This is a genomic window from Paenibacillus sp. FSL R7-0302 (assembly GCF_038006885.1).
Taxonomy (GTDB): domain Bacteria; phylum Bacillota; class Bacilli; order Paenibacillales; family Paenibacillaceae; genus Paenibacillus_AQ.
On the sequence record NZ_JBBOWB010000001.1, the window covers coordinates 171848 to 193841 of the forward strand.

The 21994-nt window shown below is 57.9% G+C and carries 10 protein-coding genes; 9 read left to right on the forward strand and 1 reads right to left on the reverse strand.

Features of this window, described 5'->3' with window-relative positions; genetic code table 11:
- Positions 1-110 precede the first annotated feature (110 nt).
- From MKY96_RS00785 to MKY96_RS00825, 9 genes are all read left to right on the forward strand, one after another.
- Positions 111-1082 carry an ABC transporter permease gene (locus MKY96_RS00785; RefSeq protein WP_445322037.1) on the forward strand — a complete coding sequence of 324 codons (972 nt, stop codon included), beginning with the start codon at positions 111-113 and terminating at the stop codon, positions 1080-1082.
- A 12-nt stretch (positions 1083-1094) separates the two neighbouring features.
- Positions 1095-1970 (forward strand): carbohydrate ABC transporter permease, encoded by an 876-nt coding sequence (locus MKY96_RS00790; RefSeq protein WP_340937937.1) that lies wholly within the window; start codon positions 1095-1097, stop codon positions 1968-1970.
- Between the two features lie 58 nt (positions 1971-2028).
- Positions 2029-3687 (forward strand): extracellular solute-binding protein, encoded by a 1659-nt coding sequence (locus tag MKY96_RS00795; RefSeq protein ID WP_340937938.1) that lies wholly within the window; start codon positions 2029-2031, stop codon positions 3685-3687.
- 44 nt (positions 3688-3731) lie between these two features.
- A complete protein-coding gene (locus MKY96_RS00800; protein WP_340937942.1) occupies positions 3732-5495 on the forward strand; it encodes a hypothetical protein in 1764 nt (587 codons plus the stop codon).
- Positions 5496-5837: 342 nt separating this feature from the next.
- Positions 5838-9917, forward strand: a complete 4080-nt coding sequence (locus MKY96_RS00805) for an Ig-like domain-containing protein (protein WP_340937944.1) — start codon at positions 5838-5840, stop codon at positions 9915-9917.
- 82 nt (positions 9918-9999) lie between these two features.
- Positions 10000-12285 (forward strand): helix-turn-helix domain-containing protein, encoded by a 2286-nt coding sequence (locus tag MKY96_RS00810; RefSeq protein WP_340937945.1) that lies wholly within the window; start codon positions 10000-10002, stop codon positions 12283-12285.
- A gap of 945 nt (positions 12286-13230) precedes the next feature.
- Positions 13231-13896: a hypothetical protein gene (locus tag MKY96_RS00815; protein WP_340937947.1), complete on the forward strand. Its 666-nt coding sequence runs from the start codon at positions 13231-13233 to the stop codon at positions 13894-13896.
- A gap of 2 nt (positions 13897-13898) precedes the next feature.
- Complete coding sequence (locus MKY96_RS00820) at positions 13899-18212, forward strand: glycoside hydrolase family 2 TIM barrel-domain containing protein (RefSeq protein WP_340937948.1); 4314 nt, start codon at positions 13899-13901, stop codon at positions 18210-18212.
- Positions 18209-20776, forward strand: coding sequence for a GH36-type glycosyl hydrolase domain-containing protein (locus MKY96_RS00825; protein WP_340937951.1), 2568 nt, complete (start codon positions 18209-18211; stop codon positions 20774-20776). The genes MKY96_RS00820 and MKY96_RS00825 overlap by 4 nt, the downstream gene beginning before the upstream one ends.
- Positions 20777-20953: 177 nt before the next feature.
- Here the strand turns inward: MKY96_RS00825 and MKY96_RS00830 are convergent, their stop codons facing one another.
- The gene (locus MKY96_RS00830) at positions 20954-21565 is read right to left on the reverse strand and encodes a class I SAM-dependent methyltransferase (RefSeq protein ID WP_340937952.1); all 612 of its coding nucleotides are present in this window, start codon (positions 21563-21565) and stop codon (positions 20954-20956) included.
- Between the last annotated feature and the right edge of the window lie 429 nt (positions 21566-21994).

Consider the following 21994-nt stretch of genomic DNA (forward strand, 5'->3'; position numbering starts at 1 on the left):
CTAACCCGCTGAAGCGGCTATGGTGAGGACATGAAATCGGCCATTTCAGCTCCGTAGCATTTATTCATCACACAATTAGGCACCACATGCAAGTGAAAGGAGGCACCGTAATGAAAGCGAATACAAGCAGTGAGGCGGTGCTGCGTCTGGACACTTCACGGCAGACCGGAAGCAGCCGCAGACGTTTTTGGCAGACCCGCCGCTTCAAGAATAATGTCCCCCTGTGGGTCATGTTCGTTCCGGTTATCGCATTTTATATGATTTTCAAATACACCCCCATGCTGGGGCTGGTCATCGCCTTCAAGGATTATACCTTCTATGAGGGGGTATGGGGCAGCAGGTGGGTGGGCATGGACAATTTCACCAATCTGTTCACCCAGGCGCAGTCGGTGCAGATTATCCGCAATACGCTGGTGCTCAGTATATTGTCGGTGCTGGTCAGCTTTCCGTTCCCGATTGCCCTGGCGATTATGCTAAATGAAGTCAGGAACAAGTGGTTCAAAAAATCGGTCCAGACTCTCGTCTACCTCCCGTACTTCTTCTCCTGGGTCATTGTCGGCGGGCTGGTGGTGACAATCTTTGCCCAGACCGGGGTAGCCAATGCGGTGGTTGAGAAGCTGACCGGCCAGGCTTTTCCCTTCCTGTTCAAAGAGTGGTCCTGGGTCTCGATCTTCCTCGGCTCGGGAATCTGGAAGGATGCGGGCTTCAATGCAATTATCTATCTGGCTGCGCTGACCTCCATCGACCCCAGTCTCTATGAGGCGGCGAGTATGGACGGAGCGGGCAAATGGAAGCAGATCCGCCATATCACGCTGCCCGGGATCAGTCCAACCATCGTTATTATGCTGATTCTGGCCATGGGGCGGGTCATGGAGGTAGGCTTTGACCATGTGTACGTGCTGCAAAATTCGATTGTATCGGGGATCTCCGAGGTTATAAGTACGTATATTTACGCGATAGGACTACAGGGAGGGCAGTTCAGCCTGACCGCTGCGCTGGGGATGTTCGATTCCCTCGTGGCACTGACCCTGGTGCTGATATCCAACGCCATTGCCCGGCGCTTCAATAAAGGCTTGTGGTAACAGGAGGACACTATGCAAAGTACAAACGGTGAAAAAGTATTCTACAGCTTCAACTATCTGCTGCTGACGCTCGCAGGCATTCTCTGCCTGCTGCCGCTGCTCCATCTGGCCTCCCTGTCCCTCAGCGGCAAGGACGCGGTGCTCTCCGGTTTTGTCACCCTGTGGCCGGTTGATTTCACAATAAGCTCTTATACCATGCTCTTCGAGGGAACGCCGGTGGTGCGCGCATTTGGCAACAGCCTGCTGATTACCCTGGTCGGTGTGGCGGCCAGCATGCTGTTCACCATCTTCGCCGCATATCCCTTGTCCCGCCGTGATTTCTACGGAAGACGTACGCTGACGCTGGCGATTGTGTTCACGATGCTGTTCACCGGCGGTCTGATCCCGACCTATCTCGTGGTCAGCAGTCTCGGGCTGGTGGATTCCTACGCAGCCCTGTGGCTGCCCGCTCTGGTCAGCACTTATAATATGATGATCATGCGGTCTTTTTTCGAGAACATCCCGGAGGAGCTGGTGGAAGCGGCCCGAATAGACGGCTCCGGCGAATGGCGGCTGCTGGCGGGTATTATTCTGCCGCTGTCCCTGCCTGTGCTGGCGACCATCGGCCTCTTTTACGGCGTGTATTACTGGAATTCGTTCTTTAACGTCATGATCTATATGAACAGCCCGGAGAAAATCAATCTGACCGTGCTCATCCAGCAGATGGTGAAGAGCCAGGCTGTCCTGCAGGAGCTGAATACGATGAACTCGCAGGAGGTTGTCAATATTACACCGGAGGGCATCAAGGCCGCAGGGATTATGGTGATGGTCATTCCGATGCTGATCGTGTATCCGTTGCTGCAGCGTTATTTTGTCAAAGGCGTAACCATCGGTGCCATCAAGGGCTGACCCCTGCTGCACCATACCTGCAAGTACAAGAACGCCATTATAGGAGGGTCATAATCATATGCACACATCACCTCGGCTAAGAAAAACAACCGCTGCCGGTGCAGCTTCCCTGCTGCTCGCCATCGCGGTTACAGGCTGCGGCGGCAATAATGCCGCCACGCAGGGAACAGACAAGGGAGAGGGCTCCGGGAAGCGCGGGACCATCACCGTCTCGCTGTATGACCGCGGCTCGGTACCCGCAGAAGAGGGGACAATGAGCGACAACCGCTGGACGAAGTGGGTAAACGAGAACGGGCCGGTGAACGTCAAATACGTTACCGTTCCGCGCTTCGAATCCCTGCAAAAGTTCAATGTGCTGTTCGCGTCGAAGTCGGCCCCCGACCTGATCTTTGAATTTGATACCGCTTACCAGGGCCAGCTCTATAACCAGAAGCAGCTTCTGCCGCTGGATGACCTGATTGACAGCAGCAGTACAGAATATAAGGCGATGCTGGAGAAATATCCGGCGCTGCGCAAGGCAGGCACCATGGCGGACGGCAAGCTGTATACGGTGGGGCGTCCGGTCCAGTTCGGCCCGCAGCATTATCTGTTTATCCGCAATGACTGGCTGAAGAAGCTGAATCTGGAAGTGCCCACCACACCGGAGGAGCTGCTGAAGGTCGCGAAAGCCTTCACAGAGCAGGACCCGGACGGCAACGGCAAAGCGGACACGTATGGAACCGGGCTAAGCTTCGTGGCCGGCATTATTCTGAACAACATGTTCGGCACCGGGTTCACGCTGTTCGGCGAAGACCAGTATCCCTGGGTGCTGGAGAACGACAAGATTGTGCATGACTGGGACCGGATCAAGGCGGCGGTCTCCTTCCAGAAGGCGCTGTATGCGGCCGGGGTGGTGGATAAGGACTTCGTGACCGATAAGAACGGCGAGAAGCAGAAGCAGGACTGGATCTCCGGCAAGCTGGGCATTTACGGCGGCAACGGGGCTGATGTCAGCACGTATGAGACGCTCAAGAAGAACTCTCCGGAGGCTGAGGTGATCCCGATTGCCCTGCCAGCGACAGAATTCGGCCAGTTCAGCCCGACCCTGACTTCTCCGATTCAGATGACCGGTATGGTGAATGCAGCGGCCAAGGACCCTGAGTCTGTAATAAAAATGATAGATTTCATGGTTACGGAGCAGTACACCACTACGATCCAGAACGGCATTGAAGGTGTGCATTACAAGAAAACCGCCGATGGCCGTGCAGAGGTAATCGACCCGGAGAAGAACAAGAAGGAACTGGAGTACAACCGCGATATGGGGATGCTCACCCCGCTGATCGGCAAGAATTACGGGCTGAAGAACAAGGTGAATCCTACAAAGGCGGAGCAGGATTTTATCGCAATCTATGAAATGGCTGAGAAGCTGTATATGAACCCGGACCGCCCGATTGTCGGGATTACGCAGAAGGCCTTCCTCCCGTTGCTGCCGCAGGATCTGACTCAGATCAACACCAATGCGAATAAAACGATTCTCGACCGGGCCATGCAGGCCATCGTCAGCTCCGATCCGGCTTCGGTGGACCAGTTCATTGAAGAAGCCAAGGGCGTCTGGGAGAAGGCAGGCGGAACCAAGGTCGATGAATTCTATGCTTCCTGGTATCAGGACCATAAAGCGGATGCCATTATGCTGAAGGATATTTATGAGATGGGCAAACAATTGAGTGAGGTGGAGTAACAGATGAATACAAGCACAGGGGGCGGGCAGCGTTGAATCATGAGGTGAGACAGATTCTAGAAAAGAGCTATACCGCCGCCTTGGCGGATAGTGTAGTGGAGGCCGGGCTGGTCCGCTATGACCGGCCCGGGCATACCCGGCAGGCTGCTCAGCTGGCGTATTGCCATGAGGCCCGGTTCTCGGCCGGATATTATGCGTACGGCACCTTGCTGGGACGGCTGGATGAAGCGGCGGGACTGGAGATTCTGGAAGCGATTGCAGCACTCCAGTTCACTGACCCGGAGCATCCGGATTACGGGGGATTCCTCTGGTACCGGGAGGAGAGTGTGATTCAGGATTCCAATGCGGCCTTCTTCATTCTCATGCCGCTGGTGGCGGTGCGTCTCAGCAGTCCCGGCGTCTTCCCGGCCAGCCATCTGGAGAGCATGCAGCGCATGTTCCGTCATGCGGCGGCCTGGTTCTCCAGGGAATGCCGGAACCCGGAGCTGTTCTACCCGAACAAGACGATGAGCGACGGGGCGATGCTGCTGGCGGTGGCCCACTTTCTCGGAGAACCTGCTTATCTCCAGACGGCAACCGCCTATTTCAAGAGGTGGGAGGAATATACGGCCCGCCGGGGCTGGGGCTGGGGGGAGAATATCAGCCTTGTCTATCAGGGGGTGATGATGAACGCGCTGAGCATTGCCTGTTCTGTGCTGCAGGAGCATGACCGTGAGCTGGCCGGGCGGCTGTCCATGCAGATGGATGTCCTGAAGCAGCTGCTCCTCTTCCATGACGGGGAGGAATTCGTTCCCTCAATCCGCAGCTATAACTTCCGGGGAGAGACTTGGCGGCAGAGCCTGCTGTGGACGGTTGCCGGTGTGACGGGGGTCAGCGCTCTGGCGGAGCAGACCTTCTCGCTTAACGACCTGGCGGGGTTCCTCCTGTTTGCGGAGGAGTTGCAGCCACGGGAGAACACCCCGGCCGCGCTGCCGGTACCGCGGATTCGTGAGGAGCGGATCTTCGATGCCTCGCGTGCCTATACCTGGATCGGGCAGCGTATCCGGCTGGGCAGCATCAACCGCTTCCCGGTGATGCCGGGCAGCTACCAGCATCCCACCTGGGGACTGGGCTGGCAGAGCTTCCCGGTCAGCTTCAGCGTGAGGGATCAGCAGGTATCCTATCTGCGGTGGTACGTGGATGATTCCGCCGTCGTGCGGACGCATCCGGCGGAGGAATACCGCAGCGCCTATCTGATGCCTGCATTGTTCGCCGAGCCGCTGTACCCGGAGGTGGAGACGCGCTCCGCACAGCAGGCGAATACGCTGGTGGTGGTCCGCTCGATGACCCGGCTGCATAACCGGGCCGCGGAGATCGCGGATGAATGGGTCATCCACCGCTATGACGGTGAGGTGGAGCGGGTAGTGAATGCCGCCGGGGACCGGGAATGGCTCGTGCTGCGTTATCCGGGCTGTGCGGTGGCGGTCACGGCGCTCAAAGGCATTGCTGCCGGGGCAGGTGCCCGAGCCCCGCTGCCTGTCACTGTTGTTCGCGAGGAGGGAAGAATCAAGCTCCGCCAGGTGCTTTATTCCGGCAGCGGCTCGATGCTGGCGCAGGCCCGCCTGGAAGCAGGCTGGGCGGTGGTATGTCTGGACGAAGCTGCGGAGTCAGCGGACATCCAGAAGCTGCTCGATACGGTGACGGTTGAGGATACGCTGAGGGATGACCGGGAGGTGCCGCGCGAGCCGTGGGCCTTAGTGCGGAGCATTGTGCTGACTGCGGGCCACCAGCCGCCGGTTCAGCTCAACGTTGATCCGTACGCCCCTTAACCAACTTAACCAAGCCACGCATTTCAAGCGGGCAGCCGCAGGGTTTGCCGTGTCCCGATTAAGGGGCAGACGGAAGCAGTAGGCTTAATTGCACTCCATACAACTAAATCGTCCGCTGTACCGCCAAATATCCGTTTAGCTGTATTTCGTACAATTAAATTCCCATCTGCCCCCGGATTCTCACCCCATGGGGCAGATTTAGTTGTACAGACTACAGTTAGCTGAGCAGATTCTACCGTTTCGCGGTTTTTAAATGTACAGAATACAACTATCTCTGAATGTCCACATCGAACATGCTCTACCGGAACACTATACTTGCTTCCATACGGAAAGGTGGCTATTATGAGACAATCAAGCCGAAAGCCGTTTTATGTATACGCTATCATTATGGTTCTGCTGCTGGGCCTTTTCCCGGCAGACCTTGGATCTGTTGCCCGGGCGGACAGTGATTACAGGCTGCAAGAGACCTTTGAGACGTATAGCACCGGTGCGAAGCCGGCCGGATGGACGATCAAGACACCTCCCCAGGGAGTGAGTGTGGGGGTGCAGGCCTGGGAGGGGTATCCCGGCAAGCTGCTGGAGCTAGAGCAAACGAGCAAGCTTGCCAGCAGCTACAGCATCAGCAAATCTGTTACAGATGTGACGTATAGAAGCATGTTCAGCTATTCGTTCAGAGCCGAGCAGACCGGAGCGGTGATCTACCTGCCCACCCCGCAGAGCGGGTCCGTTCCGCTGGTGAAGTTCGCCATTAACAACGGGGCGTTCAGCTATATGAAAAAAGGGGCCGGCTCCTGGACCTCCGTCCTGCCGGTATCGGCAGGCGTGTGGCATGAGGTGCGCCTGTCGCTCGACGGCGGCGGCCACACCTTCGATCTGTCCATTGACGGCAACCGTCTGCTGACGAAGGAGCCGATGGCCGAGGGAGGGGCGTTAACCTCCTTCTATATGGGATTCTATAAAGACAGCACAGGGAAGATAGGCTTTGACAATTTTATTGTAAGCGGATACAAACAGGCGGTAAGTGCAGCCTTCACCCAGCAGTCTTACGGGCTGCGAAGGGGGGAGAAGCTGTCCTTGCCTCTTCAGTTCACTCCTGCGGATGCTACAGATCAGACGGCTGTGTGGTCTTCCGGCGACGGGGAGGTCGCTACCGTGGATGGCAACGGCCTGGTCACAGGCATCCGTCAGGGAACGACCGTGGTGACAGCCCAGCCGAATGAGGAGCTTCCGGCCGTCACTGCGACAGTAGCCGTCTACGAAGATCCGATCACGGATATTGTATTGGCTCCGCTTCAGCGGGCGGTTCCCGCAGGCTCCCGTGTGCTGTTACAGGCAACAGTAACACCGGAAGACAATACGGATACAGGCATCCTGTGGGGAACGGAGGATGAGAGCATCGCCGTGATTGACCGCTACGGAGAGCTGACGGGGGTAAGCGCCGGAACAACTACCGTGTTCGTCACGGATGAGACCGGAAGCGTCCGGGCCGAGACGGATGTCACCGTCACCGGGCGGACGACCGGACAGGAGCTGTATGTCGCTCCGGGCGGGGACGACAACAACAATGACGGCACGGAAGCCTCGCCCTTCCGGACGATTGCCCGGGCGCAGGCCGAGGTACGGCAGCTGAATGAGGATATGGACGCTGATATCATCGTCAATCTGCGGGAAGGGACCTACACGCTGACGGAACCGCTGGAGTTCACACCGGAGGATTCGGGGACGAACGGCTATTTTGTCACCTACCGCAGCTATCCCGGGGAGCAGGCAGCCATCAGCGGCGGGCGGTCCGTCACAGGCTGGACGGTGTTCGACAGCGCTAAGGGCATCTACCGGGCGAATGTCGGAACCGGCCTTCAGACAAGGCAGCTGTTCGTGGATGGTATCCGGGCAGTCCGGGCCCGGAGCACAGCGGGACTCGTGAATCCGCTGAAGACGGCAACCGGCTATACCTCGGATAATACGGAGCTGGCCGGGTGGAGCAATACGTCCGATATGGAGTTGGTATTCAATGAGCTGTGGACGAATTCCCGGATTAAGGTAGAGTCGGTAACCGCTTCAGGCGGCAAAGCACAGATAGTCCTGCAGGAGCCGGGCCGGAGCGCGGTCTTTAACCGGGGATTAACCTCGGCGACTGTACCCGTCTATTACGAGAATGCTATGGAGCTGCTGGATGAGGCCGGGGAATGGTACTATAACCGGAATGAAGGTATGCTGTATTACAAACCGCGTGCCTGGGAGAATCTGTCCACGGCCGGGGTTGTGGTTCCTGTACTGGAGCAGCTCGCCACAGTCTATGGCAGATCGGCCGGCGAGCCGGTGCGCAATCTGAATTTTGAAGGCCTGAAATTCATGTACACCACCTGGAACCGTCCGAGTACAGCAGCGGGACACTCCGATTCCCAGAACAACCATTTGCGTTATCCGTCGATCCCCGATGAGCTGACCGATGCGGCGGTGATGCTGGAGCTGGCCAATACGGTGAATTTCCGCAACAATCAATTCACCAAGCTGGGCATTACAGCCCTGCGTATGCAGAACGGCGTTCAGAACAGCCTGGTGGAAGGCAACCGCTTCTATGATATTTCGGGCAGTGCGCTGAACGTGGGACAGCCGAATTCCACCGACCGGAATATCTATCATCCGGCAGACCCCAGGCTGCTGATGAAGAATAATGATGTGCTGAACAATGTGATTCATGATATCGGGATTGACTACAAATCGGCATCCGCCGTATCTGCGGGGTATCCGGTAGATATGGACATCAGCCATAATGAAATGTACAATCTGCCCTACAGCGGAACGCATATCGGATATGGCTGGGATAAGCTGTTCGATGCCGCTACCCGGAACGTGAAGATTCAGGATAACCTGATCTATGATCTCATGGGAATGGGCTTGCGTGACGGAGGCGCCATCTACAGTCTCGGACCTACCGGAGCCACCGCAGAGGACAAAAATCTGGTCAGCGGCAACTACATCCGCAACCAGATGGACGGCAATTCCGCCCTGTACACGGATGAAGGCTCCGCCTACTGGAAATTTGAGCACAATGTGATCGACCTAAAGGATACGCCGCTGTGGCATTCCCCGCTCCGCTGGGCGATGGCCTATGTGCCGACCATCCATGATGTAGATTTCGTGAACAACTATACAACTACAGACGGCTATACCAACAACGGGCGCAATGTTCTGTTTGCGGACAATACGGTCCAGCCGGATGCAGAGTGGCCTCAGGCGGCACGCTCGATTATTGATCGGGCCGGGCTGGAGCCGGAATATGCCTCTGCAGCAGAAGGGCAGGTCAGCCGCTGGAAGCTTGATCCGCTCAAGCTGGCCGCAGGCGGCAGCGGACAGGTCTCCGTCCGTGCCATGAACGGCAAAGACCAGCCGCTGGGCAAGGAAACCAGCAGCTTCTATTACAGCATTCTCAATCCGGCAGTAGCCTCGGTTAGTAGCTCGGGCGTGGTCACCGGACTGGCCCAGGGACAGACGAAGCTTATCGTGAACATCATTAACGGCTCCATTCTGCGGACAATCACAACGGATGTATACGTGGGCGATACCTTAGCCACGGTCCGCCTGGAGGGGCATGACGGCAATGTGGCGTATATCCGTGAAGGCACCGGCCTGCAATTGCAGCCTTACGGCGAGACGCTGTTCGGCAACCGCGAGGAGCTGGAAGAAGTCACCTATACGAGCAGCGATCCTTCCATCGTCAGCGTCAGCGGCACCGGCCTATTGACGGGGCATCAGACCGGCTCGGCCACCCTCACGTTATCGGCCGAATATCTGGGCACCGTGACTCAGGGGCAATATGAGGTTAAGGTATGGAATGAGGTCAGCCAATACGAACATCCCCTGACGGCGGAACTGCAAGACCCTGATGGCTGGTACGTATCGGCAACGGCGAACGGGCTGAAGGAGACCGGGCAAGACAGCCTTACGCTGAGGGCCCCCGGAGGGCATATCATCTACCAGAACCGCAAGTATCAGAATGAGCTGCTGGATTTCAAAATGAAGATCAATGACAGCGCGGCCTCCTCCAACTGGTACGCCCTGATGCTCAATAACCAGAGCAAGGAGCTGAGCTATAGCACCGGCAGCATGTATCTGGTGGTCATAGGGACATCGGGCATCGAGCTGCACCGCTTCAACGAGGGGGTACGAACCGTGATCTACGGCAAGATTGACGGCCTGACCAGCCTCGACGGGCCGGCGATTCCGAATACGGCGATCACCTTCGGGGTGCAGAGCCGCGTTCAGCTGGGTGCTTTTCAAGAATCCGGGGGTGTGCGTCTGATCCTGAAGGTTAACGGGGTGCAGATCTTTAATTATCTGGACACCGCCGCAGGGGCGATTGGTGAAGCAGGGTACTTCGGGCTGGTCTCCCGCAATGCGAGCACAGAGCTGGGATATTGACAGCATAAGCTTATGAATCCGGGTGCGCAGCCCATATCATTAATGAGATAGCCAACATCTGGACTTACAGGGGATGACACCGATGCATAAGAAATGGCTGTACCGACTGATTCTTTCCTACCTGCCGATCCTGTTTGCCGTAGTATTTTGCCTCATTATTCTGTTCTTCCTGACCTTAAATGAAGCGATGGAGAGACAGACGGCTCAGGCAAACGGCGTGTACGCGGAAAATGTGCTGCAGATTGTGGACACCACCCTGCGCAACCTGGAGACCACCACGATCAAAAGCCTGCTGCTGGAGGAGAAGGTTGGCAGTTATTTCGACCGGCCGGGGAAGCTTGACCCTTATCAGGATTACGGGGTCGCGGAGGTGCTGCTCGATTTCATGTCGCCGCTGCCGATGATTGATTCGGTCTATCTGTACCGCGCAGCCGACGGCAAGGTGCTGATGCAGCATTTCGCCTCCCGCCTGACGGACTTCGGGGACCGCAGCTTTATTGAGACTGCGATGGGAAATGCCCCCAGCTATACCTGGAGCGGAATCCGTGACCTGCAGCTTTTCTCCGGGGAGGACCGGCCGAAATCGGTCATTTCACTTGTGGAGCAGGTGCCTTACTTCTCCGGCGAGCAGGGGCTGATTGTCATTAATGTGCGCAAGGAATCTCTGCAGGCGCTGATTCAGGATATGAACATGGCGAATACAGAAATCTGTCTGAAGGATGCCGGAGGGCGTGCTTTTGCAGGTGCGGATACTTGTTCTGACCCGCAGGTTCAGGATCGGGCGGTTAGCCGGATGTCCCCCTATACCGGCTGGACGATCAAGGTTGGAATGGCGCGGGCGGAGGCCTTCTCGCTGCTGTCGGCCTTCTCCAATATCTGGGCAATTCTGGGCTTTGCGGCTGTCGTTGGCGGGATTGCGGCCATGACCTATATCAGCCACCGGAATTACCGTCCGATTGAGCAGGTCATGAGCCGGATCTACAGGTTCGGAGAGGACCGTTCCTTCGGCTGGAAGCCGCAGAGCAAGGAAGGCGACGAATTTGCCTTCATCGGCCATGCGCTGGAGAGCCTGATCGAGCAGACCAACAGCTATGAGCAGCAGCAGGCCGAGGGGATTCTGCACAGGCGGAATCAGTTATTCAAGGAGCTGCTGGAGAACAGCGGCCAGATGTCGGCGGATAACTGGGTCAGGGAAGCGGAACGGATCGGGATGGACGGTGAATTCGCAGGTGCGGTGGTGGGCATTGCCGAGATTGATTTCTATGAGGCTTTTGCCGCAGGTTACTCGGCACGGGATCAGGCATTGTTCAAATTCACTCTGCGCAGTGTGATTCAGGAGATCTCCGAGAAGGAAGGGGTGTCCCTGTGGACTGAGTGGATCGGACCGGGCCGTCTGGGACTGTTGTTCCGCCGCTCTGCGGGCGGGGAGAACGCTGATGGTGCGGCGGAGAAGGCCCTAATGATTGCCGAGAGTGCCTGCTCCTGGGTGAAGCAGCATCTCAAGTTCACGGCTACCTTCGGCATCAGCGGACCTGCCGCCGGTCTCGGCGGCTTATCGGGTGCGTACCGCCAGGCCCTGGGGGCGCTGGACCGCAAAATAACCGCTGGCCCGGGCCGCGTCTATGCGGCGCCTGCCGGAAGCCCGCTGCCTCCGGCTGAAGGAATGGATGTGCTGGTCCAGGCCATCGGTGCCGTTCCCCAGCTGTACCGGCTGGGGAACGCAGAGTGGAAGCCGCTGATCGAGCGGATTTTCGAGCTGCTGGCAGGCGGCAACTACTCCAAGGAGGATATCGTCCGGCTGCTGAGGCTGCTGGAGACCGGGCTGTCCCGGGAGATGCAGGAGCTGCCGCCGGAGATGAAGGGGATCTGGAATAACGGACGGCTGCGGGGCATTCCGCATTCACCGGAGTCTTTTGAATGGATTGAGGAGCTGCACGGGGAACTGGTCTCTTCGCTGGAGGAGATGGAGGAGGCGCTGCGCAGCCTGCGGATGAACCGTGAGCAGTACACACTCGCCAATAAGGTGCGCGAATACATTGGCTGCAATTACGCGGACCCCGACTTCTCCCTGACCCATGTTGCCGACAGCTTCGCCATGAACACCAAGACGGTAAGCCGGATCTTCAAGGAGGAGATCGGCGAGAACTTCGTCGATTATCTGGCCCGCCTGCGCATGGAGGAGGCCAAGCGCCTGCTGACCGGAACCTCCGAACCAGTGCAGAGCATCGCGGAGCGCGTGGGGTATCTGTACCCCATGTCCTTCATCCGCGTCTTCAAGAAGCTCGAAGGCATCACGCCGGGCGAATACCGCAAAGCCCAGGGCAGTCCTCTGCGTGATGGTGATAGTGATAGTGATGGGGAGGGGTAGGATCATGGATGCATGGCGTTAGCGGGCGCAATGGAACAGCTAGAAGGATAGTTGGTTATAGGGATAGTTGGTGGAGCTACTAGGTGTGTAATAAGACGGCCGGGGAACCTGGCCGTCTTATTCGTGTGCTATGTTCGGAGGCGCTGTTGTAAATACACTACATTGGGACAATCCGCGAACCCGCAACCCGCAACCCGCAACCCGCAACCCTGCAAACCCGCGAACCCGCGAACCCGCAAACCCGCGAACCCCAACCCCAAGCCCAAGCCCCCAATCTCCCAATCCGCCGTTAGAGCGCGAATGAAGTGCATAAATACACCACATTTCCGCTAATCCACCGTTGGAGCGCGGATGAAGGGTATAAATACACTACATTTCCGTAAATCCGCCATTGGAGCGCGGATGAAAGGTATAAGTACACTATATTTCCGCCAATTCGTCGTTGATCCACGAATGAAGGGTATAAATACACTACATTTCCGGAAATTCGTCGTTGATCCACGAATGAAGGGTATAAATACACTACATTTCCGTAAATCCGCCGTTGGAGCGCGGATGAAGGGTATAAATACACTACATTTCCGGAAATCCGCCGTTGGTGCGCGAATGAAGGGTACAAATACACCACATCCCCGTAAATCCTCCATTGGCGCACGAGCGAAGTGTATATGTGCCCCCAACGCCACCGTTGGCAAGCCTCGATCAGCATCTCATTTTTCTCCCGTAACTATCTCCCGTAACTAGCCCCTCCTTCATTCCTCAACCATCGCCGGGCCATCTGCATTGCGCTGAGAGTAAGCCGGATTCCGCTGCCGCATCACATGGAGTTTATAGCTCCATTTTCGCATGTCGTTATTATGCTAAAGAAGGGCATGATCGTCAAGGAAGCGGCCCGCCGGATACGTTACTCTAGAAGGGTAGATGACATAAGGTTGGAGGGACACGATGCAGCGTTGTTTATATAGAGCCGAGTGCAGGGAGGATGCTAATCCATCTGCGTTCTGGGATGCACAGACCCAGTTACTGAATGAACGCATGGACAGGCTGGACCTTGAACGGCTGAGTATTTTTCAGGATGGTCAGGAGCTGTTTCTGTACTATGAGTGCACTAGCCGGGAGGTAGGGCCGGAGCAGTTATTTCAGGGTGCGGCAGAGATGCTCAAGGAGTGGCCGGGAGGGGAGAAGCCCCGGTTGTGGGTGCCTATGATGGACATTTTCCATTATCAGCAGCCGGTCTCCGCAGAGCATTGGAAGCGCAGTCATGCGGCGGGAACCCCCTACGGAAGAGTGGCGGCACTGAAGCCGGAGCAGGTCGCAAGCTATGTGTATCACCATTATCAGTATCAGGAGGAGCGTCCGGGGGACGGCGACAAATATGGGATTATCGGGCTGCATGAGAACCTGCTGTTCTTTTATTCCGAGCTGCCTGCAACGGTGGAGCCTGCCCCGTACGCCGGGAAGCTTGCCACGAATCTCCGGCCGGAGAACTGGGGTGAGGTGATGGACCCGCATTTCAGGAAATGGAGTGGGATGCAGCCGGACCAGGCCATTTGGAAAAAGCTTGTGCTCGTCCTAGCCATCCCACGCCCCCATACAGGAAAAGGAGAATGAATATGTTACGTACATCCATATGTCTCAATGGCGAGTGGGATTTCATGCCGCTCTATGACCAGCCGCGCACTCGTGCCCTTCCGGAGAGATTGCAATACGAGGCCCGCAAAATACAGGTTCCATCGAGCTGGCGCTACAGCTATACTGCGCCTTCGGGCAGCAAATTCGGCGAAGTCGCCGACCATAATTTCCAGCCCTTTGATGTATACAGCTACCCGGAGGAATGGAATGCAGCCGAAGCCGGGGTGCTTCACCGCAGCTTTCAGGTGCCGGAGACGATGCTGGAGCAGCGGGTTGTACTTCGGTTCGAGGGCATTATGCAAAAAGCGGCAATCTATCTGGACCGCGAGCGGATTGCACTCTGGGAGGACGGCTTCCTGCCCTTGCGGCTGGATATCACCGCGCTGGTGAAGCCCGGCCGGGAGCAGCATCTGCATGTGGTCTGCGGCAGCTTCGACACGGCGGTGCTTCCCTCCGGGGAGACCAAAATCACCGGACTCTCCGGCTCCTGGTTCGGCAGAATCGCCCGGGGCATCTGGCAGGATGTCTTCCTGGAGGCCTATCCGCCAGTATCGCTGGAGGATCTTACGATCCGCACCTCTGTCCGGCAGGGAAGGCTGGAAGTGGATGCCCTGATAAGCGGCACAGAAGAGGGTCCCTTACCGGAAGGTCTGCGGGTGCTCCTGCATGTCAGGGAGCGGAAGTCCGGCGTTCTGTCCGCGCTGGCAGAGCCGCCGAATCGGCCGCAGCCGCTGGCGGCCGCTCGTTCGCTGCCCGTCCTTGAAGCGGAAGCAGCAGTAGCGCCCCGCCCTGCGGAGGATGCTGCCGGGCGGCAGTTATGCAGCAATACCGGCAGCCGGGTGTGGGGCGGAGCGGCATTCAGCCTGCCCTGGCAGGAGGCTATGCTGTGGAGCCCGGATTCTCCTGTCCTGTATGAGCTGGAGCTTGTGCTTCAATCGGGCGATGTGGTTCTGGACCGCCGGAGCGAGACCTTTGGCTTCCGGGAGTTTTGGTGCGAGGGGCCGCAGTTTATGCTGAACGGGATTCCCGTTAATCTGCGGGGGGACTCCTGGCATTTTCAGGGGGCGGCCCAGCAGACAGAGGACTATATCCGGGGTTGGTACCGGATGTGCCGGCAGGCGGGCATTAATAGCATCCGGCTGCATGCGCAGCCGTATCCCTCCGATTATCTGCGGATTGCCGATGAGGAGGGGATGCTGATTGTCGATGAGACGGCCATCTACGGTTCCAGCAAAAGCATGGATGCCGCCCATCCCGACTTTATAGACAATTGCCGTGAGCATGTGCAGCGGCTGGTGCAGCGGGACAAGAATCACCCCTCGGTCATTCTGTGGAGCGTGCAGAACGAGATGCGCTGGGTGGACGGACGGGATCATTACAAGCAGCATATCCCCGGCCTGATCGGGCTGATGAAGGCGCTGGATGCCACCCGCCCGGTCATGGTGGAAGGGGACAATCGCCTGGTCTCCAGGCGGCAGACCGAGGTGGAGAGCCGTCACTACAATATTGACGGCACGATCGCGCAGTGGGACCGGAAGGTTCCGCTCACCTTCGGCGAGCATGGCGGGTGGTGGTACATCTGTCCGCAGAACAGCAGCATGTACTCGGGAATGGAGGTATATAAGGATTCGGATGCCAGTGCTGCCGGGCTGGCCCACAAGGAGCGGCTGTTCGTGGAATATGCACGGCGGCAGGGCGTCTCAGGCATCTCTACCTTTAACTTTGTCCATTACTTCATGCGGGCGATGCCGGAGCAGGAGCTGAAGCTGCCGCAGGCCGACCTGACCACACCCGGCCCCAAGCCTGCTGTGATTCCGGCCTACTCGCTTTCGCTGAACAACGGGCTGCTGCCGGAGGAGTATCCGGTCTACAGGCCTAATCCTGCTTTTGCCATTATGGCCGCGGCCTTCAAGCCGGTCACGCTGATTGCTGCGGAATACAACCGCTGCTTCTTCGATGATGCGCGGGTCTCCCGCAGCTTCGATGTCTATAACGATACGTTGTCAGCGCAGGAAGTACTGATTGAATGTGAAGTCATGCAGGGCGGGCGCAGGGTGCACAGCGAGACCTTCCGCTTCCGGCATGAGCCTGCTGCACGCCAGAGCATCCGGCTGGAGTGGATGCCGGAGGCAGTCCATGGCGAAGGAGCTGGAGCAGGAGAGGGAGCAGGAGTAGGCGCACCGGTAGGTGAAGGAGAAGCCACTCTGTCCGCCCGCCTGTTCCATGGCGGCGAGCTGATGCATGAGCTTGAGGTAAGCTACCGCCTGCTGTCCGGGAGCTGCCGGACAGAGCCGGTAGAGATCGCCCTGTCAGCAGCTTACATCGGCTCTGACCGGGACTTCCAGGCGATTCACGCGCTGGTGCCCGCTCTGGTCCGGGCAGAACCGGAAGCTGTAGATAAGCTTGCGGCCGGAACCCTGCTGATTGTCGGCAGCAAGGTGGAGGATCAGGACGGGTCGCTGGACCGGAGGCTGAGAGGATTCGTGCAGCGGGGGGGCCGGCTGCTGCTGCTGGAGCAGCTTCATCTCTCTCCCGGCAGGCTGCCGCTCACCCGCCGGGAATTCATCCGCGCACATAGCGGGGATTACGGGCATCCGGTGCTCCGGGGATTAGGCGCGGAGGACCTGATGTACTGGCATGAGGAGCTGCGCGAGGACGGGCCGCTGCCGATCATCCGGGCGGCGTTCGAGAAGCCGGTGACCGGCGACTTCACCCTGCTGCTGGAATGCAGCGCAGGGGACTTCGGAGACGGCGGCGATCTGTGGTCGCCGCTGCTGGAATACCGCAGCGGTGCGGGCATGCTCCTGGCGAATCAGCTGGAGATCATGGACCATCTCCAGCGGGTTCCCCAGGCGCAGCTGCTGCTGCGCAGCCTGCTGCAGTATGCGGGCCGCGCGGCAGCCCCGGCATCTGCCGCCATATCCGGGCCCTCCGCCGCTGCGGCGGCTACTGCGGCGGCTACCGCACCGGCTACCGCCGCCGGGGCTATCGCTGCCGCCGCCGTCAAGGCTAGCGCCGCAGCCCGGCACGCCGCGCCGGCTACCGTATCCGCGCCTGCGCCAGCCGCGGCAAAATCCGCTGCGGTCTGGGTCCGCAGCGACAGTCCGGCGGCAGCCTTGCTCGGCAAGCTCCGCCTGAAGGGCCAGAGCCTGGACAGCGCCGCAGGCTTGTCCGGCCTGACCCCCGGCCTCCTCGTCGTGGAGGCCGCACTGCTGGGCACGCCGGGCGCGGCGGAAGCCGTGCGCCAGGCGGCCCTGGCCGGCGGCAGCGTGCTGGTGCTGCCGGCCGAGCCCGGCGGGCAGGAGGCACTCGCCCGCCTGCTGGACGCTCCCGTGCGCATTGCGCCGCACGGGACGTATCATCTGGCGGCGGACTATGCGCACGCCGCCGTGCAGGGCATCAGCCCGGTCGACCTGTTCGGCTTCGATAAGGTGCATCTCTCGCCCCGGGATGTCGTCAACCGGGAGCTGGCCGCTTACAGGCTGGAGGTGCCGGGCGCTGAGGTGCTGTGCACCAGCGTCGAAGGCACAGCCTGGAAGGACTATTTCGCCGGACAGCATACGTCGGAATACAGCAGGCTGGCTCTGGTCGAGCTGAACCGCAGGAAGGCGGCTGCCCCGGGAGCTTTTGTGATCCGGCAGGCGGCCGGAGCGGGAGAGATCCTCTGCTCGCAGCTGCTCGCCGACCCGGATAGCGACAAGAGTCTCAGGCTCTACACGCGCCTGCTCGGCAATCTCGGAGCCGCTTTTGCCGATGAGCTGCTGCTTCATGACAAGGGAGATGCGCAGTGGGCGGTGGAGGCCGTAATGACACTGTTCTGTCCGCCGCATACCGACTACGAGGCGATGAAGGACTACTATACCGACCCCGAATTCTCTCTGAACAATCTGGGGGAAGGCCTATATGGCTGGATGAAGAAAAAAGAACGGCGCGCAGACGGAACCTTCCTCATCCCCGCACCGGAGGGCCGGCCCCTGTTCCTGAGCTGCTTCGTGCATCTGCCGGAGACGGCGGATGCAACCGAAGCAGCCGCAGGCAGCGGGAAGCCGGGCGGAACGAGAACCGGCAGACTCCGGGTGAACTCGGCCTGCGCTTTTGACATCTATATGAATGGCAGGCTGGTGCCGGAGCCTGAACAAGAGATTACGCTGGCCAGCGGGATCAACCGCCTGATCGCCATCGTCCGGGGAGCGCAGGAGGATATCGCCTTCGGCATGGTTTTCCTGAATACAGACGGCACGTATATGAATGATCTGGAGTTCCGCCTGACAATGGACGAGGTGGAGCCCAAATGAGCAAGATCAATGGAGAGGAGCAGACCGATATGAACACCAATGGACCGGTACCATCCGCAGCATCTGCATCATCCGCACCTTCCGCATCATCCGCACCTTCCGCATCATCCACGCCACCCGCAGGCCCTTCCGGCCGCGCACAGAGTAACAAGGCTGTAGAACCGCCTTATGGGGTCAGTCTACTTGCGCGTACAAATGAGCTGGACCAGTATTTTGCCTTCAACGATGAGGCGAGGGAGGTGGAGTTTAAGCGGCATGATATGCCGACCCCCTGGCTGAACTATTTATCCAACGGCACCTTCCATACCATGCTGTCCCATGCGGGCGGCGGACTATCATTCTATAAGTCTCCGCAGATCTGGCGGATTACCCGCTACCGTTTCTTCCATCTGCCCACCGACCGCTCCGGCCCGTATATTTACTTGCAGGATGCCGGAACAGGCAGCTACTGGTGTCCCACGTATGAGCCGGCCTTCCGGAAGGCGCAGGAGTGGCGGAGCAGCCATGGCATGGGCTATACCCGCTTTGAAGCGCAGGCGGATGAGCTGGCGGCGAAGACGGTTTATTTTGTCGGGCCCTATGAGAATTCCCTGATCTGGAATCTGACGCTGACGAACAATAGCAGCGAGGTCAAAGAGCTGAACGTGTATGCCTACGCCGAATTTGGGATGATGGAGTTCATGCGCGAGCTGCAATGGCAATGCTATAACAAGCATCAGGTGTCGGTGCAGTACCATGACAAGGAAGCGCTGATCTACAAATACGGGGTGGAAAATCAGCCCAAGCCGGACGAAACACCACTCGTCTATATGATGTCCGATGCACCGCTTGCCGGGTATGACGGAGACCGTGAAGAATTCATCGGCAGCTACCGCAGTGAATCCAATCCGGCCGCGATTGAGCAGGGGGGCTGCACTGGATCAACGATTCTGGGAGGCGACCCCTGCGGCGCACTTCAGGTCCGGGTAAGACTTGCGCCCGGCGAGACCCGCACCGTGAACTTTTTTCTCGGGACAGCCATGAACGAAGCCGAGATTGAACGGGCCATCGATCAATCGCGGGAGGCGGATTTCGTCACCCGTTCCTATGCGGCGCTTCAGGAGAACTGGGAGCATTACCTCGGGGCCTGGAGCTGTGAGCTGCCGGATCAGGATGCGCAGCGTATGCTCAACACCTGGAATCCGTACCAGTCGCAGCGGAATTTCCTTTTCTCGCGCAATATTTCGTATTATGCCACCGGCACCTTCCGGGGCGTAGGCTACCGGGATACCGCTCAGGATATTCTGGCAGTCGTACCGTACGATCCCGAAGCAGCCAAGGATAAAGTCCGCCTGCTCCTGGGGCAGCAGTATCAGGACGGGCATGTGAATCATTACTTTTTCCCGAATGAGGGCTGGGACCCGGTCACCAGCATCCATTCGGATGATCACCTGTGGACGGCGCTGGCCGTATGGGACATTCTTGCCGAGACCGGAGACGCGGAATTCCTCCAGGAAAATATTCCGTTCTATGACGGCGGTGAGGCGCCGCTCTATGATCATTTGAAGCGGGCGGTGGACTTCACCGTCTCCAATCTGGGGCCGAACGGGTTCCCGCTGATGCTGCGCTCGGACTGGAATGATCAGCTCTTCCGGGTATGCCGTGAGGGCAGAGGGGAGAGCATCTGGACAGCGATGCAGTTCGGGACGGTGCTGCTGCGGATGAAGGATCTGGCGGCGGCCTCCGGTTACCCGGAGCATGCGGCGGACTATGACCGGCTCTACGGGGAGCAGAAGTCGCTCGTGAACACGCTGGGCTGGGACGGGCAATGGTTCCGGCGGGCGGTGATGGATGACGGGCGGTATCTGGGTACCGCTGAGCATGAGGAGGCCCAGATCTGGCTTAATGCCCAGACCTGGGCGACCCTGTCCGGGATGGCTGAGCCTGACAAGGGGCTGAAGGCGATGGACAGTGTGCGCGACATTCTCGATACAGAGCTGGGCATCCGAAAGCTGCATCCGTCCATCACGAACTTCCCCGATCCCGCCGATCCGTTAACCAACTATAACAAAGGAACCGGGGAGAACGGAGCCGTCTTCTGCCACGCCAATACCTGGGCGATCATTGCGGAATGTATGCTGGGCAGAGGGGACCAGGCGTACAAATATTACCGCCAGCTCATCCCGAACATCGCCATGGAGCAGGCCGGAATCCGGCGCTACAAAGCGGAGCCGTATGTCTATGCCTCGAACCTGTTCGGGCCGGAGTCCGACCGGTTCGGTCTGGCGAATGTATCCTGGTTGACCGGTACGGCCGCGTGGATGTATGTAGCTGCTACGCAATACATTATGGGCATCAAGCCGGTGCTGGCCGGACTGTCCATTAACCCGTGCATCCCGTCTTCCTGGGAGGGCTTCTCGGTCACCCGGCGCTTCCGTGGCTGTGAGTATGAAATTACCGTGAAGAACAACAGCCGTGTCTGTTCAGGCGTCCGGGAGATCCGGGTGGACGGCGAACTGCTGGAAGGAACGGTTATCCCCCCATATCCGGGCAGAGGTTCGGTGAAGGTGGAGGTTGTCCTTTAACTCAAGTTATGTAAATGCATCATTCACACCAAAAGTCCCGCCAGCTGCAAGGAGCAGAGCTGTGGCGGGACTTGTTGGATGTTCAGGAATCGTGTGATTCTCTCTGGATTCTCAGGAAGTGCTGCAGCACCTGCCTCCACGCTGAAATGAACAATCTCCCTCCAGGCTCATATTTGTTTATGCTCTGCTGGAAGGAGTGCGTCTCAGAATGACAAAGTCAGCCGAGGATTGATCAGGATACCGCTGCGGAATAATCTCATGCACGTTGAACTCGGGATATTCAAGCAAATAATGAAACAGATTGCGGTCCTGGATCGTACTGACACCCGAATTTTCGGTTTCTTCCAGCCGGGTATATAGGGCAACCCACTCTGTCGAAGAGTGCAGGATGTCACGGAGCGTATTGCGAAAATCGGTTTCATCCGTAATATGGTACAGCACATCAAGACATACGGTTAGATCGGCCTGCAGGAATCCGCGGTTAATCCACAGGCCTGGTGTATACAGCATGAAACTTTTGGAGGAATCATCGGCAAACCTGGAGGCGCAGAGCCCCACCGAGGTGACCGATACATCTACTCCCAGATACTCGTTATAGTTCATATACTGCAACTGATTGCCGTCCCCGCAACCAAACTCAATCACGCGGGCAATGTTCTCGCGTTGAATCAGTCCGTTGACCACCTCTGCCTTGAATTCAGCCAGTATGCCATATGAGCCTCTTCCCGATGTCTCTCCGGATTGATACGCCTGCTCCCAATACCTTTTATAATCAAAAGCCTGATTCATACGATTTCCTCCGCTTGACAAATTTGTACAGTTATTAAATTTAGAGTATGCGCCGGTTTTTAGTTTCATTCGCTTTTCTGAACCTTCTGGATTTAACGGTCTCCGTTCACAAATACCTGCAATCTCCGTGCAATTGTTTTTTTTCTGTTTCCAACCAAATTCAGGCTTGCCCCCGGTTTACTTTTACGCTTTGCATGGTATAGTATAGTTATAAGTTGCACGAAGGAAATATAGTTGCTCTATTGCAACAATGATTATCATTCTCATTTATCTCTCAGTCATTATCCTCAACTACCATACCCATTCAACATGCTGTCCCGGCGATGCCGGGGCAGCATGTGTCATTTTAAGGGTGTTAATAATGGCTCTCATTCTCAAGTGTGCGCTTAACCAAAACCATTTAGGAAGGTGATTGTTCATGCAAGCAAC